The organism is Flagellimonas marinaquae, from assembly GCF_003992675.1.
GTDB classification, from domain to species: domain Bacteria; phylum Bacteroidota; class Bacteroidia; order Flavobacteriales; family Flavobacteriaceae; genus Flagellimonas; species Flagellimonas marinaquae.
The window spans coordinates 81,245-96,964 of record NZ_RZMZ01000013.1 but is presented as its reverse complement, the minus strand read 5'-3'; the positions used below and the strand labels follow the sequence as shown (position 1 = coordinate 96,964).

Annotated in this window: 16 protein-coding genes; 3 read left to right on the top strand and 13 right to left on the bottom strand. The window is 44.6% G+C overall.

All coding sequences use genetic code 11. The annotated features are described in order from the left end of the window. Nucleotides 1-48 precede the first annotated feature (48 nt). The gene (locus EO130_RS07350) at nt 49-540 is read right to left on the bottom strand and encodes a DUF6265 family protein (RefSeq protein WP_127140878.1); all 492 of its coding nucleotides are present in this window, start codon (nt 538-540) and stop codon (nt 49-51) included. A gap of 34 nt (nt 541-574) precedes the next feature. Then, nucleotides 575-1,273, bottom strand: a complete 699-nt coding sequence (locus EO130_RS07345) for an SIMPL domain-containing protein (protein WP_127140877.1) — start codon at nt 1,271-1,273, stop codon at nt 575-577. Between the two features lie 123 nt (nt 1,274-1,396). Here EO130_RS07345 and EO130_RS07340 point away from each other — a divergent pair, with 123 nt between their 5' ends. Next, complete coding sequence (locus EO130_RS07340; protein WP_127140876.1) at nt 1,397-2,542, top strand: glycerate kinase; 1,146 nt, start codon at nt 1,397-1,399, stop codon at nt 2,540-2,542. Here EO130_RS07340 and EO130_RS07335 read toward each other — a convergent pair. The 4 genes from EO130_RS07335 to EO130_RS07320 form a co-directional block, all read right to left on the bottom strand. Then, nucleotides 2,530-3,132, bottom strand: coding sequence for a GNAT family N-acetyltransferase (locus tag EO130_RS07335; protein ID WP_127140875.1), 603 nt, complete (start codon nt 3,130-3,132; stop codon nt 2,530-2,532). The two genes, EO130_RS07340 and EO130_RS07335, sit on opposite strands and share 13 nt — an antisense overlap. A gap of 107 nt (nt 3,133-3,239) precedes the next feature. Further along, nucleotides 3,240-3,710, bottom strand: coding sequence for a hypothetical protein (locus tag EO130_RS07330; protein WP_127140874.1), 471 nt, complete (start codon nt 3,708-3,710; stop codon nt 3,240-3,242). Nucleotides 3,711-3,763: 53 nt separating this feature from the next. After that, the gene (locus EO130_RS07325) at nt 3,764-4,258 is read right to left on the bottom strand and encodes a Dps family protein (protein WP_127140873.1); all 495 of its coding nucleotides are present in this window, start codon (nt 4,256-4,258) and stop codon (nt 3,764-3,766) included. Nucleotides 4,259-4,476: 218 nt separating this feature from the next. Further along, nucleotides 4,477-4,719 (bottom strand): hypothetical protein, encoded by a 243-nt coding sequence (locus tag EO130_RS07320; RefSeq protein ID WP_127140872.1) that lies wholly within the window; start codon nt 4,717-4,719, stop codon nt 4,477-4,479. Between the two features lie 199 nt (nt 4,720-4,918). On the opposite strand from EO130_RS07320, the gene EO130_RS07315 reads away from it, so the two are divergent. Beyond that, entirely contained in the window at nt 4,919-5,251 is a 333-nt protein-coding gene (locus EO130_RS07315; RefSeq protein ID WP_127140871.1) for a single-stranded DNA-binding protein, read from the top strand. A 142-nt stretch (nt 5,252-5,393) separates the two neighbouring features. Continuing rightward, a complete protein-coding gene (locus EO130_RS07310; RefSeq protein ID WP_127140870.1) occupies nt 5,394-5,798 on the top strand; it encodes a hypothetical protein in 405 nt (134 codons plus the stop codon). 72 nt (nt 5,799-5,870) lie between these two features. Here EO130_RS07310 and EO130_RS07305 read toward each other — a convergent pair whose 3' ends face one another. From EO130_RS07305 to EO130_RS07280, 7 genes are all read right to left on the bottom strand, one after another. Continuing rightward, nucleotides 5,871-7,424 carry a M20/M25/M40 family metallo-hydrolase gene (locus tag EO130_RS07305; protein WP_127140869.1) on the bottom strand — a complete coding sequence of 518 codons (1,554 nt, stop codon included), beginning with the start codon at nt 7,422-7,424 and terminating at the stop codon, nt 5,871-5,873. 87 nt (nt 7,425-7,511) lie between these two features. Continuing rightward, entirely contained in the window at nt 7,512-7,673 is a 162-nt protein-coding gene (locus EO130_RS15415; protein WP_164732893.1) for a hypothetical protein, read from the bottom strand. A 79-nt stretch (nt 7,674-7,752) separates the two neighbouring features. After that, entirely contained in the window at nt 7,753-8,595 is an 843-nt protein-coding gene (locus EO130_RS07300; protein WP_127140868.1) for a phosphatase PAP2 family protein, read from the bottom strand. Between the two features lie 29 nt (nt 8,596-8,624). Continuing rightward, the gene (locus EO130_RS07295) at nt 8,625-9,527 is read right to left on the bottom strand and encodes a histone deacetylase family protein (RefSeq protein WP_127140867.1); all 903 of its coding nucleotides are present in this window, start codon (nt 9,525-9,527) and stop codon (nt 8,625-8,627) included. Between the two features lies 1 nt (nt 9,528). Next, complete coding sequence (locus EO130_RS07290) at nt 9,529-11,661, bottom strand: Tex family protein (protein ID WP_127140866.1); 2,133 nt, start codon at nt 11,659-11,661, stop codon at nt 9,529-9,531. Nucleotides 11,662-11,757: 96 nt separating this feature from the next. Beyond that, nucleotides 11,758-13,854, bottom strand: coding sequence for a methionine--tRNA ligase (metG, locus tag EO130_RS07285; protein ID WP_127140865.1), 2,097 nt, complete (start codon nt 13,852-13,854; stop codon nt 11,758-11,760). Nucleotides 13,855-13,993: 139 nt separating this feature from the next. Further along, nucleotides 13,994-15,712, bottom strand: coding sequence for a DUF1501 domain-containing protein (locus EO130_RS07280; RefSeq protein WP_127140864.1), 1,719 nt, complete (start codon nt 15,710-15,712; stop codon nt 13,994-13,996). Nucleotides 15,713-15,720 lie beyond the last annotated feature (8 nt).

Genomic DNA, 15,720 nt, shown 5'->3' with positions numbered 1-15,720 from the left:
AGTTAGTCCGTTAAAGATACTAATTCAACCGTTTCCTGTGAAACTAATTCAATTTACCCTTTTGTAGGCAAATAAAATCTCTTCTTGCTTTCCTCCCTCTTCGATAAGTACCCAGACATTCATTTGGTCATCGGCGATTTTTTCCATGGTGAGTCCTTCAAAGAAGACTTTGTTCGGCTCTAGCTTTACCAATTTAAAATCAATGGTCTCGTCCCTTTCTTCCCAACCTATCATGTTACCATCAAAATGCTTGAGTTGTAGCATGAGGGAATCGTCCAATTGCTGGATATGGCCCGATTCGTAGAAGGAAACCATACCATCGTTGACCAATCGGAAGACAAACATCATGGAATTGCCCAAAGGTGCACTCCAGATTTCCTCTGCGGTACCGCCAAAAGCTTCGCCTTGCCAATGACCGGCAATCCACGCCACATCCGACAAGTTGGCCGGGGGATATGCTTGTCCTTCGGACAGTTGCAGGGTTTCTTGGGCAGAAACAAGTCCGACGGTAAAGAGAAAAAGTAAGACAGTTGATTTCATATGGGTTTAGGTTCGAATGATACGACCCTGTCCTTTAATTGGACAAGGCAAACTTTACGTTGACAGTGGTTTCTACTTTGATTTTCTCAAAATCAAGGTTCAAGGGTTGTGCGTTGCCCATATCAGCAGAAACGGCTTTCATTTCCATCATAGGAGCTTGGTTATATCTTGGGTAGTACTGCGAATTATCCACAATATGTATGGCCGCTCCTACATTTTGACCTAGAGGTTTAGTTAGTGCTTCGGCCTTTTGGACGGCCTTTTTTACGGCCCTTGTTTTGAGCTCCAATTCCAGTTCGTCCATTTTGGAATATTCGGTTTTTTCGATACTTGTATTGGCAATGTCCAATTGTTCCAATGCCATCATTACATCGCCCAACTGCTTGCCTGAATAGACCAATAGAGAATATTGTTTGCTTTTGAGCACTTCTTTTTGTTGCAAAAAGTATTTCTGGAAGTTGCTGCTCGCATCTTTGATCACCAATTGTTCCTCTAGGTCAATTCCCATGGCTTTGAAACGTTGGGCCATTTGGTTTTCCTGCTCTTCCACAGAAACGCGGCCTTTGGTGTCCTTTTCTTGGATAAAGATGTTGAGGTAAATCTTGTCCGGAGTGACCAGGGTGTCCACCTGTGCTTGGGTCTCCAGATATGGCGTATCCAAAAAGTTTTTGGACTGGGCGAAAATTCCCGTGCCGAACAGTACCGTAGCTATAAAAAAGATTGTTTTTTTCATGATGTAGTTTTATTAAAGGTAAATACTTCCGCCTTATGTTCAAAACCTGTGCCGCATTCCATTTTGAAACGGAGTAGGTCAAATTATCTGGCTTAACTCGATTAACTTGAGTACATTGTGAATATGAAATTTATTTTGGCACCCGATAAATATAAAGGCTCTTTAACAGGACGCGAATTTTGCGAAACCGTTGCCCGTGGCATTGTAAAAGTTTTCCCAAATGCGGAACTGATACACCGGCCTTTGGCCGACGGTGGGGATGGTACCATTGATGTGGTTGCGGATTATCTGAACGCCTCAAAAGTTGCTGTGATCGTGAAGGACCCTCTTTTTCGAGAAATCAGAATAGATTACTTGCTCTCGGATGATAAACAAACGGCTTTTATCGAAATGTCCGAAGCATCTGGCTATAAATTGCTGCAAAAATCCGAGATGAACTGTATGAACACGACTTCTTACGGTACTGGTGAACTGATTCTGGATGCTTTGGAAAAGGGAGCGCGGAACATTGTGCTCGGGATAGGTGGCAGTGCTACCAATGATGGCGGCATGGGTATGGCCAAGGCACTCGGTTACATATTTTTGGATGCCAACGGAGATGAATTGGAACCCATCGGTAAAAACTTGGGCAACGTAAAAGAGATTCAAAAAGGTCATGTGAATTCCAAGTTGTGGGATGCGAAGATTCAGGTGGCTTGTGATGTGAACAATCCTTTTTATGGAACAAATGGGGCAGCCAAGGTGTATGGAGCGCAAAAAGGAGCATCTGAAGAAGATATCATGGTTTTGGACCAAGGGTTGGAAAGTTTTGCGGAAGTGCTGAAATCCACCTTTGAGGTTGATGTACAACAAATCGCGGGCGCTGGAGCTGCCGGAGGTCTTGGCGGTGGGGCGGTGGTTTTTTTGAATGCCAAGCTGGCTTCTGGGGTTGATCTGGTGATGCAACTGGCCAATTTTGATGCCGTTTTGGAAGGCGCTGATTGGGTGATTACGGGCGAAGGGCAGTTGGATGGACAAACGCTGTCTGGAAAAACCATCAACGGTGTAGTCCGGTCTTCCAAAAAGTACCATGTTCCCGTCGCGGCATTTTGTGGGTCGGTGGATATTTCGATTGAAGCAATGCAGCAGATGGGGCTGGATTATGCGGTTTCCATTCTCAATCAAATAGGGAATTTGGAAGAGGCCAAGGCCAAAACAATCGAGAATTTGGAACTGGCCAGTTACAATTTTGCCCATGTATTGCGGTTGGGAAAAGGTCAGCTTAAATAACTTCGGCCCATCTTAAATTCCAAGGCGGTTTTGACCGTTTTCCATTCACTGTCCAAAATGGAATAGACCACAGTGTCGCGCATGTTGCCTTGTTCGTCTACCCGATGATTCCGCAAGATTCCATCTTGTTTGGCACCTAAACGCAGAATGGCATTTCGGGATGCATGATTGTGAAAATGGGTTCGGAATTCTACGGCAATACAGTTCAAATTTTCAAAAGCATATTTGAGCAGCAGGTATTTGCATTCGGTATTTATGCCTGTCCGCTGCACTTTCTTGGCATACCACGTAGCTCCGATTTCTACTCTCTTGTTTTTTGAATCCACATTTAAGTAGCGGGTACTCCCTACAATGGTGTTGGTTTTTTTGTTGATTACGGCAAAGGTCAATGCCTTGCCCAAGGCTTGTTCGGCAAGAGCAGTGTCCAAATAGGAATCCATGGTTTTGGGGGAAGGTACGGTGGTGTACCAAAGCTCCCATAGCTTGCCGTCGGATGCGGCGAATACCAGATCTACTTTTTGGGATTTCTGCAACGGAACGAGCTTTACCAATTCGCCTTCCAGTTGTATGGGACGTAGCCAAGGGTCCATAAGTTGAATTTAAGCCTCAAATATAAGTCTTAATCTGCCGATTTGAACAAAGAAAAAGCCAGGGATATCCCTGGCTTCACATCAATCAAAAAACGAAATTATATCAACTATTTCGATTCAAATTCCTCAATAATGAAGAAGTTTTTACTCTTCTTGTCTACGAGGTAATTGCTTTCCAATACATCATAGTGCATTGTTTTATCGTCAACTTTGATATCAAATCCTTTCTCGGTCTGCACTACGTCAAAATCATTGTTTTCGGTGCCCCTGTACTTCAGCACCATATAATCGTCGTAGTTCGCGTCGGAATCGCTATCAATGGCTACCAATTTGGTAACTAATGGTGATGATAGTTTCCTATCTTGATTGACCATTCCTCTATCTTTACGGTTCAATTCCATACCGTATTTTCTTCGTTCCATTACTTTCACGCTGTATTCCTTTTCTACACCGTTTTCAGAGATGGTAAATGTATTCATCTGGGTGGTCGCTTTCATGACCCCAGAATTTTGACTTTGGCTATATCCGGCAAAAGTGGTTAAGGTCGCGAATGATAGTATAGTGAGTATCTTTTTCATAGTCTTGTTTTTAAAGGTTAATAAATCAGTTCTTAGGACTGTTCGGTTAGGACTTACTTTAAGAAGGAAGTGAACATCCAGTGCCTTTTCTCCAGCTCGGTCATAAATTCGGTCAACATGTTTTCAGTGACCACATCGCCAGTTTCTAGAGAAGCATTTACGGCATCTAACATGCTATCGTGAAGAATTTCGTAGTCGTGCAACACTTCCCTCACCATTTCCAAGGCGGACAAGTCTTTATCCTTCTCTTCTATCTTGGAAAGCTCCATGGTCTTTTTCATGGTGAAATTGGTTTTCACGCCAAACACACGGATTCTTTCCGCCACGACATCTATATTTTCTTTCACGGTGTTGTATTCATTTTCAAACTCTTCGTGAAGTTCAAAGAAGTCTGGTCCTTCAATGTTCCAGTGAAAATTTCTTAGCTTATTGTAGAAGACCTGATAGTTGGCTAAAAGTGTATTTAGACTTACAACAATCTCTGCGGTTTCTAAATAAGTGAATCCTAATTTTTTAAATGTTTTATTTTTTGCTTTAATAGCTTCCATATAATAGATTTTTGATTTGTTCACTACTAAAGTACAGGAGGATGCTCGGAAGGATTGATGGTAACGATGTAATTCTTGATGCTATAGGTGTTTGGATACCAAAAAGAGGTAAAAAGCCCTATTTTGTAGTCAAAATAGGACGATTTGATAGCTGTGTCTCTTCAATGGACAATTTATAAAGAACAGAAAATCAAATATTTAACAAACGTTAACACTTGTTATATGTTTTTGGGGTCGAGCGAGGTTTCCTGCTCGTCAATGATGAATCCTTTTCTTAGCGATAAGTACACATCGGAAGAAATATCGGTAACGTATTCCTTTTCACCGTTGAACACTTTTTGCGGTTCCTTATTGATGGGGTCGTGTTCTTGAACGTATACGGTGTCGAGCTTGTCGTACAATTTTTTCCCTAAACTGAACCTTTTGATTACAGTGTATTTGTTGATACTGCGAATGGGCATGTCTAAGTGGTTTTGGGTTGCCGATTAGGACACCATTTTTTGTGCGTGGTCACTTTTTTAAACAGTTTTAAGTATTTACATACGTTTACAAACGAAAACAAATAAGTACAAACCGAATGAGATTTTAGGACACCTCTAAGTTTGCCTCGTCGGACTAAGGAAGTTCGATGAATACGTGTTAAACTTAAATCTTACTATTATGAATTCACTTAGAAACAAAGTTCAGTTGATTGGTAATTTGGGAAATGATCCAGAAATCATCACCCTTGAAAACGGGACCAAGCTCGCCAAGTTTTCCATCGCCACCAATGAAACCTATAAAAATGCCAAAGGTGAAAAAGTGACCGATACCCAATGGCACAACATTGTAGCTTGGGGTAAATTGGCCGAGATTGCCGAGGAGTTTCTTTCCAAAGGAAAGGAAATTATGGTAGAGGGTAAGCTTGTGAATCGCTCCTACGAGACCAACGAGGGGGAAAAAAGATATATCACCGAGATCAAATGCAATGAACTATTGATGTTGGGCAAGTAAGCTTTTCATTTGAATGCAGACTAAAGGGGTGTAACAGCCCCTTTTTTATTTTCTATGGTAGGGTAAACCTGCTTTGAGTTGTTACATGACCAAACGCCAGAACTTTAGTAAATGAACTACGTATCCATTAACATCAAGAAAGATGAGATTACAAATTCACATCGCGATATGGTTTACTTTAGGTTTGGCGACCGCGAGTATGGCTCAACATAATGGCCTATCCTTTTATCAAGAACTGGCCCGGAAAGATGCCCTTCGTGAACAAACAATTGCTTTTTCGAACATAGAGGACGAAAAGGATTTTTGGAATGATCAGATTCAATTTGAAAACGACTTAAAGATCCAAAACCTACGGGCTTATCAAGTATACATGAATGAAAAAAGGGTAGCGTATTCCAATCATGCCGAAGAATGTAAAAACGGCTGTACGCATAGCGACCTTTATTACCAACAGGCCGGATTTTACTTTACTTATTCGGACGATACCATACTTACAAAAGAGGTGGTTGGGACAGGAGTTCAAGTAGCTTCTCCACGAATATTTTGAATGTGTTTTAGTTAGTTAGTCAAAAAAATGCGCCCAACTGGGCGCATTTTTTACTTTATGCTTGGTTTAGACTTAGTTCTGACCGCCATCTCGCTCTGGTGAACGCGGTGTGGGCCACTCCATTTGCTCACCCGTTCTTCCACTAATGGGTAAAACCGCCTTTTCCCTTGATGTTTTTTCAGGATGTTCACTGGCCATATACGCCAGAATGGCCGTAAGTATGGCATTGTTGCGAACATCATCAAAAACAATCTTATCGTAAGTGTCCCTATTGGTATGCCAGGTATAGTTCCAGTAGGCCCAACTCAAAGAGCTTAAACTGAAGGCAGGGGCTCCTGCCGCTTGGAAAGAGGCATAGTCCGACCCCCCACGTGCAGGTGTTCCTGGAAAGGTGGTTTCAATCTCGTCGGTGATTTCCGAAGGTACTTCGTGCAACCACTTGCCTAGATAATCGTACGAATTCAAAAAGCCGCCACCGGAAATACGGACTACCCTCCCGGTTCCATTGTCTTGATTGAATACGGCCTGTACGCCATCAACAATTTCTGGGTTGTCCTCCACAAAGGCCCTAGACCCGTTTAGACCCTGTTCCTCGCTTCCCCAATGGCCCACAAGAATGGAACGTTTCGGATTGGGATAGACCTTTTTCAATATTCTCATGGCTTCCATCATGACCAAGGTTCCTGTTCCATTGTCCGTTGCACCCGTTGCACCGTCCCATGAATCAAAATGGGCAGAAAGAATGACATATTCATCGGGTTTTTCGGTACCCTTTATTTCGGCTATGGTATTAAAAGTAGGTACTTTGCCCAATTCCTTGGATTCCGCCACCACGTGAAGTTGTGGTTTTTGACCGGATTCCACCAAACGGTAAAGCATTCCGTAATCCTCTAGTTCCAAATCTACGGTGGGAATCTCTTTGGTGTAGGCACCGAAGATTTTGTTCACACCAAAACCTCTGGACCAGTAAGAAGAGACTATTCCGACTGCACCAGCTTCTTCCAAAGCGATGGGCAGGGAGCGTCTGTCCAAACCTATGTTGCCCATGTTTTTGTTCCAAGCTTCAGTCTGCTCTTCGCGTTCCTTTTTCATCTTTTCGAAGGACTTTTCGGTGGCAAATTCCTCCCAGTTGTAATCAGGTCTACCTGTGGGTTGTGGCATGGAAATCATCACCAGTTTGCCCTTTACGTTCGGCAGCCATTTGGTAAATTCCGACGAATCGGACACGGTTGGCAAAACAATAAGCTCCGCGGTAACACCTTTTTTGGGCGTACTTGGGCTCCAGGCCAATTGTGTTCCTCTAAGGCTTTGGGTTCTGGGATGGACCATATCGATGTGGGTAATGCCACGCTCCCATCCTTTCCACTCGCCCCATTGTTCATTTCGGGCGGGAATGCCCCAACTTGCATATTTGGCAACGGCCCAGTCATGGGCATTTTTCATTTGGGGTGTTCCTACTAATCGGGGGCCAATGCCATCCATAAGTTCATGTCCCAATACTTCGAGCTGGGAATTTTCGTTGGCTTCCGTAACAATCGCTTCAATAACGGTCTCCTTGTCCTGTGCCAGCAGCGACATACCGCAGCTGAGGAGTAAGGCAAATAAAAATGAGGTTTTTTTGATCATGGTTTCTAGTTTGCCTTAAAAATAGCACAAATAAAAGAACCATGGGTGGGGATAGAAAGAAGTAAACTACGTTTTTGACGGAGAGAATCAGGCCACTTTTTTGAGCAAATCAAAGCAAGGACATTTTTTACAACGCTTGCTTTCGCTCTTCTTGTATTTTTTACAGCATTTGGATTTCACCTTTCCGGTAGGAGGCAATTCCCGAAGCACGGCCTTTTTGAGTTTTTTCTTGTCTTTTTTCTTTCCCATTGTGGACAGAATAGACGACAAAATTAATTGTTTTAAATCAATCTAAATAAAATTTAACAAAAAACTCAGGCCTAATCTGCTAGAAGTGAACGGAAACTCCCAAGGTATTCGGTCCAAAGGACAGGTTCCAGCTCACGTTCTTGGGTTTTTGATTGTTGTATTTTTCATTGTATTTGGAGTCCAAGTATTTGTCTATGGATTCCACTATAAAAATGCTCAGTACCGTACTGAAGGCTACATCGGAAACCCAATGGAAATCGTCCAGTACCCTGACCATGCCGGGAATCATCCCCACAGCATAAAGACCTCCCTTTACCCACGGACTCTTAAATTGTTTGGCGATGGCGTACGCATTGCTAAAAGCCAGCATGGCATGTCCTGAAGGGAAAGAGTCGTAATCGTAGACCCGGTCCAGATGCAGAGGGTCAAAAGTTGCAGAACCAGCGCCACTCTTTGGCCGTGCCCGCCCAATGATACGTTTACTGACTTGTTGCAGGAAACCGCCGGCCGTTGCCGAGGAGATCAATAGCACTCCCGTACGTCGCAGTTTCTCGTTTTTCGTAAAAAGTCCGGCCAAGTACACCCCACCGGTAATCATATAGTTGTTTTCCGGAGCACCGTATTTGTTTCCATAGTCTTTGATGAAATCGGGAACATCCTGTTCAAAACCATTTTTCCAATCGTTCAGTTCATCATCCACAGTAAATAGCATCAAGGTCCCTCCGGTCAAGTAGCCAAAGTTGGCCCAATCGTTACCTTTCCAATGAAAGGGTCTGGAATAGGCATGTCCCACTCCACCAAATACGTTTCCGATATCATAAGTAAAATGGTTCCAAAGATTTTTTTCTTGCTTTTGAGGCAATTCTTGACCCGATATTGTAGTGGTCAACAATAGTACCGAGAGGTAGAGATACGTTTTCATGATTGCTTAAAAAGAAGTAGTCGCTAAAATTATTCATACATATCTTGGGCCAAGCGAAAAGTATTGGCATGTGCCTCCACAATCACCTTGATTTCGGGAGAATACCCGCCGCCCATACTGCATTGCACGGGAATTTTGGCATCAAAACAACTTTGAAGTACAAAACGGTCGCGTTCCTTGCAACCATCCAAGGTCATGGACAGGGTGCCCAATTTATCCGATTCGAGCACATCTACCCCGCATAGGTAAAAGATGAAATCGGGCTGTACTTCCTCCAGTAATTCTGGCAAGGTGTTTTTTAGGATGGACAAATATTCCTCATCGGAGGTGCCTTTTTCCAAAGGAATATCCAAATCGGACACCTCTTTTTTAAAGGGATAGTTGCCTTTTCCGTGCATGGAGAACGTAAATACAGTAGGGTCGGTCTGGAAAATTTCAGCCGTTCCATTACCTTGGTGCACGTCCAAATCCACGATTAAAATCTTTTGGGCCAGGCCATTGTTCAAGAGGTAACGCGCACCGATGGCCTGGTCGTTCAGCATACAAAAAGCTTCGCCTCGATTGGAATAGGCATGGTGGGTACCCCCTGCAATGTTCATGGCGATACCATTTTGGAGCGCAAAATGGCAACCTTTTATGGTGCCATCCGCAATTATGCGTTCCCGAAGTACCAGTTCTTCACTCAAGGGGAAACCAATCTTGCGAGCGGCGCTTTTGGAAAGGTCCAACGCTACCAAATCCTTATAGTAAGTCGCATCATGCGCGGCCAAAATATCTTGGTCATCGGGAAGTTCAGGTTCATAAAAGTTATCCGATGTACAGGTTCCCTCATGCAGTAACTGTTGTGGTAACAACTCATATTTGATCATGGGGAAGCGATGCCCTTCGGGCAAGGGATGTTTGTATATGGGATGATAAGCTATTTTGAGCATGTTATGATCCCTGTTTATGCAACGCCAACTGTATGCGTTTTCTTTGCACATCTACATCCAGCACTTTCACCACTACTTGTTGATGAAGGCTCACGTGTTCGTTCACATCTTTTACAAAGGTATCGGACAGATTGGAAATATGGATGAGCCCACTTTCTTTGATGCCGATGTCCACAAAGCACCCAAAATTGGTAATGTTGTTGACAATCCCTGGCAATAGCTGACCTTGACGCAAATCGGTGATTTCTTTGATATTTTGATTAAAAGTGAACACCTTGGCCTTTTCCCGAAGGTCCAAGCCCGGTTTCTCCAGTTCCTTCAAAATGTCCTGCAAAGTGGGCATTCCAATGGTATCCGTACAATACGATTTTAGGTCAATACCTTGAAGAGCCGCCTTGTTGCCAACAATTTCCTTTAATGAAACACCCTTATCCTTGGCCATTTGCGATACAATACCATAGCTTTCGGGGTGTACGGCTGAGTCATCCAGCGGATTATCCCCATTTTTGATACGTAAAAACCCTGCACTCTGTTCAAAGGCCTTTCCGCCCAAACGGGGCACATTTTTGATGTCTTCCCTGTTTTTAAAAGCGCCGTTTTCATTCCGATGTGCCACAATGTTTTCGGCGAGTTTGGGCCCAATGCCCGAAACATAGCTCAAAAGAGGTACACTGGCAGTATTGATGTTTACGCCAACGGAGTTGACGCAGCTTTCCACCACCGTGTCCAAGGAATTTTTTAATTGGGTCTGGTCCACATCATGCTGATATTGGCCCACACCAATGGATTTCGCATCGATCTTGACCAATTCCGCCAAAGGGTCGGCCAGTCGCCGACCGATGGAAACCGCACCACGAACGGTAACATCGTAATTGGGAAACTCCTCCCGGGCAATTTTAGAGGCCGAATAAATAGAGGCCCCAGCTTCACTGACCACAAATACCTCAATGGGTTTTTTAAACGGAATTCGCTTTACCAACTGCTCTGTCTCACGCGATGCCGTGCCATTGCCAATGGCGATGGCCTCAATTTTATAGGCATCTACCAAAGAGCTGATTTTTTTGATAGCACCAGAACTGTCGCGTTGTGGTGGATGGGGATAAATGGTTTCGTTATGCTTTAGGTCGCCCTGCTCATCCAAACAGACTATCTTACAACCTGTTCGAAACCCTGGGTCGATGGCCAAGATTCGCTTTTCACCCAATGGGGCGCCGAGTAGCAATTGCTTTAGGTTTTTTGAAAATACCTGAATGGCAGCAGCGTCTGCCTTTTCCTTGGCCGTTTTTAAAAGTTCATTGGACAGGGAAGGTAGCAGAAGTCGTTTGTAAGCATCTGCGATGGCGAGTTCTATCTGTTGGGTACAGGCGTTATTCGATTTGATGAGGCGACGTTCCATGTTTTGAATGGCCCGCTCGTCATCAATTTCAATTTTTACACGGATAAAACCTTCCTTTTCGGCACGCATGATAGCCAAAAACCGGTGCGATGGACAGCGGTTCAAAGGCTCGCTCCAATCAAAATAGTCACGGAATTTTTGGGCTTTTTCATCATCCTTTTTGGTTTTGACCACCTTTGTGGTGATCAAGGCATAGCGCTCCAATTGGCCCCTTAATTGATTTCGGATGTCCGTTCTTTCGTTAATCCACTCAGAAATGATGTGTCTTGCCCCTTCCAAGGCCTCATCTTCGTTGGTGACCTCCTTGTTGAGGTATTTGGAAGCTGTAAACTCGATATCATCGTTCCTTTGGGCCATAATAATTTTGGCCAAAGGTTCCAGTCCATTTTTGCGAGCGGTCTCGGCCTTGGTCTTTTTGCTTTTTTTGAACGGAAGATACAGGTCTTCCAAACTAGTGAGGTCGGTACAATTCAAAAATTTTGCCTCCAGTTCTGGAGTAAGGGCGTCTTGCTCTGCAACTGCTTTGATGATGGCCGCTTTTCGCTTTTCCAAGGCCTCGAACTGGTTTTTGAATTCGACGATCGACCCAATCTGCACTTCGTCCAAATTTCCGGTTAACTCTTTTCGATAGCGAGAAATAAAGGGAACGGTACAATCCTGATTTAACAGCGCAACCGTGTTTTCCACACTTTTTTGCGATAGTTGGGTGTGCTGGACAATGTAGGGAACGAGTTGCATTGATGTATTTTTTGTAGTTGTCACTTCGAGCGGAGTCGAGAAGCTTTTCCGCTCAAGCAGGCGGGTGCTCGACCTGACAGTTGCTTTGGATATGAATTAATTTATTCCTTCACCATTGGCCACCCCGTCCTCATCAGGATTGACGAAAACCAATTTTCCTTCGGCATTCTCAGTCATCAAAATCATCCCCTCGCTTTCCACACCACGTAATTTTCTAGGGGCCAAATTGACCAAGACAGTTACCTTTTTGCCTACGATGTCTTCGGGTTTAAAGCTGTTCGCAATACCCGATACAATGGTACGGGTATCCAAACCTGTGTCCACTTTTAAGACCAAAAGTTTGTCTGCCTTTGGCATTTTTTCGGCTTCGACGATTGTCCCCACCCGCATATCGAGTTTGGAGAAATCATCGTAGGTAATGGTATCTTTTTGAGGTGTTATTTCCTTGTCCATATCAGTTGGTTCGTTGGTAGTTGAGGCATTGGCTTTTTTTGTGGCTTCCAATTTGTCCAGTTGTTGTTGAATTTCGGAATCCTCGATTTTCCTGAAGAGCAATTCACTTGAATTAATGGTATGCCCAGCCGGGAGCAAAGCTTTGGCAGTTGCAACATCATCCCAAGTGGCCTTGACCCCATTTGAATTGAAATTTAGAATTCCTTTCAGTTTTTCCGAAGTGAACGGTAAAAAGGGCTCACTTAAAACGGCCAGTCCCGTAGCGATTTGAAGTGCTACATACATAATGGTCTGAACGCGCTCTTCGTCCGTTTTGACAAGTTTCCAAGGCTCTTGGTCGGCCAAATATTTATTCCCCAATCGCGCCAAGTTCATCAATTGTTGGCTTCCTTCCCGGAAACGGTAGCGCTCCAAGGATGAGGAAAGTGTATTTGGAAATTCTTTTAGGGCTTCCAATACATCCTTGTCAACAGCCAAAAGTTCAGCTGGTGATGGCACCTTGCCATCGTAATATTTATGGGTCAAAACGGCCACACGGTTGACAAAGTTCCCAAAAATGGCTACCAGCTCGTTATTGTTTCGGGACTGGAAATCCTTCCACGTAAAATCGTTGTCCTTGGTCTCTGGGGCGTTTGCTGTTAAAGCGTAGCGGAGGACATCTTGCATATCGGGAAATTCTTCGAGGTATTCGTGCAACCAGACTGCCCAGTTTTTGGAGGTGGAAAGTTTGTTTCCCTCAAGATTCAAGAATTCATTCGCTGGTACGTTATCGGGTAGGATAAAGTCGCCATTCGCCTTTAACATACTTGGGAAGATAATACAGTGGAATACAATATTGTCCTTACCGATAAAGTGCACCAATTTGGTGTCCTTATCCTTCCAGTAGGGCTCCCAATCCTTGCCTTCGCGTTCGGCCCACTCCTTGGTGGAAGAAATGTAGCCAATGGGCGCATCGAACCAAACATAAAGCACTTTCCCTTCACCTCCTTGAACGGGGACGGGTATGCCCCAGTCGAGATCGCGGGTAACGGCCCGTGGCTTCAAACCTTCATCAATCCACGATTTGCATTGTCCGTACACATTGGGCTTCCAGTCCGATTTGTGATCTTCCAGAATCCATTGTTTTAAAAATCCTTCGTACCGATCCAAGGGCAAAAACCAATGTTTGGTCTTTTTTAAGGTAGGAACGGTTCCCGTGATAGTGGATTTTGGGTTGATGAGATCCGTGGCATTCAAGGAAGAGCCACAATTTTCGCATTGGTCGCCATAGGCTTCTTCGTGACCACAGCGCGGACAGGTGCCGATAACAAATCGGTCCGCCAAAAATTGGTTGGCCTCCTCGTCGTACAATTGTTCGGTCTCCTCTTCTATAAAATCGCCCTGCTCGTACATTTTTTTGAAAAATTCCGATGCGGTTTTATGATGTACTTCCGCAGAAGTCCGAGAGTAGTTGTCAAAGGAAATACCGAAATCGGCAAACGATTTTTTGATGATGCCGTGGTACTTGTCAATAATTTCGGTTGGGGTTACCCCTTCTTTTTTGGCCTTCATGGAGATGGCCACACCATGTTCGTCGCTCCCACAAACAAAGGCCACATCGTTGCCTTTTAGCCGTAAATAACGGGAATAGATATCTGCCGGAACGTAAACACCCGCCAAGTGCCCAATATGGATGGGGCCATTGGTGTAGGGGAGGGCCGCTGTAATGGTGTATCTGGAAGGAGAAGTATTCTGAGCCATGTAAATTTTAATTAAGCCCCAAAAATACTGATTTTAACGGGATACGCACAAAAAACGAAACCCCCGAAAATGCGACCCTATTTGGGGTGAGGGGTGCATTTCCGAAGGGCTTCCAAAAATGAATGACTTCGAATAGTCTTTAAGCAATCATCACGGATTTGCTCATCTTCTTTTCTCCCACGGAGATTCGGTAGATGTATTTTCCTGTAGACAAGCTATCCCGCATACGTTCGCGGATATTGATATCCACGGCACCTTCCAACATCATCTCGTTGAACAGTGTGCCTACCCGTTGTCCCAAAATATTGAAGAGCTCAATATCCACATGGGCCGAAACGGGCATTTCCAAATGGATATAGGGGTCTCTTGGTGAGGTAGCGGGATAAATCGCGGCGTGTTCTATGGTATCCAAAATATCAATGTTCGGATCCATGGGATCTTGGCTCGGTGGCGTTTCTGGCAAAGTCGGCGGGTCGTTGTCCATCGCAATGTCATCAAACACTTCACCACTACAGTTGAACCCTAAGTCCACAGCTTGGTAAGGGTGGCCCAATAAATGTTGTTCCACAGTTTGTCGTGGAACACAGAGCCACTCTGCCAATACGGTTCCGTAAAGGTTTCTGAAGTCCATGGTGTAGTCTAGGTTGCCCCGGTTGTTAGGTTCGTCCAAAGATGGATGGTCGCCCACAAAGGCACTTCCACTCAATCCTGAACCAAAGAAAAGAGTAGGGGCTGCTTTACCGTGATCGGTGCCGTTGGAACCATTTTCAAAGATCCTACGGCCAAATTCGGAGAAGGTCATGCTCAGCACCTTATCGTCTTGTTCGGTAAAGGCCAAATCCTCATAAAAATTGTTGATGGCAACGGACAGGTTGGACATCAAACGTTCGTGTACGATAGGCTGATTGCCGTGGGTGTCAAAACCTCCCAAAGAAATCATATACACCTTGGTGCCTAGGTTTCCTTTGATCAGTCGCGCCAACAGCGCCAATTGACGGGCAAAGCCGTTGTCCTGATACTCCACTTGGTTCTGCCCTCTCATGTAGGCATCGTGAATGGTACCGGCATATTCGTAGGTAGTGTTGGCTACGCCTCTTAAGAATCGAAGCTGGTCGCCATACATACAGTCGCCAAAAGGTGCATTTTCAATCTCGTAAAACGAACCTGTCTCCGCGATTTGCTCCAATTGGTCCACATTGTTGGTCACAAAGGCGTAGTTGGTTTCTTCGCCTTGGAAGACCAAATTGGCCAAGTTTCCAATTTGAATGGCTGCCGGGGCAGCGGGCGGATTGATAAGGTAATCGGGATACAGGTTTTCAAAGTGACGGCCCATCCAGCCGGTGTTTTCGCCGGAAAATCCGGTAGTGGTCAAGTCGGTGTTGGCAAAAATATCGGAACCAGTGAAATGGGAAAGGCTTTGGTTTTCATAGCCCACTCCGTGCACCGCTTTAAACTGGCCATCGCCCCAAAGCGATTCCAGTGCACTCATGTAGGTAGGTATTCCAAAATCATCAGTAAGCTTTAGGACCTTACTTTCTGGAATGTAGATATTGGGCCTAGCATTGGCGTAGGTGTCATATTGTTGAATGGGGATGACGGTGCTGAGACCATCGTTCCCACCTGATAATCGGATCAATATCAAAATATTGTCCGTTTCTGCGGCAGCTACCGCAGCCGTTAACGGTGACGGTGAGGAGGCCGATATAAAATGGCTTCCTAAAAACATGGATCCCGATCCCGCTATACCCAAAGCTTGGATAAACGAGCGTCGGCTCCATTTTTTGTGTTCCAGGTCGTGGCCTTCGTGTTCTAGGCCTTTGAAAGGGGAACTATCGTGGGTATGGTGATTATCGCACATGGTGATGG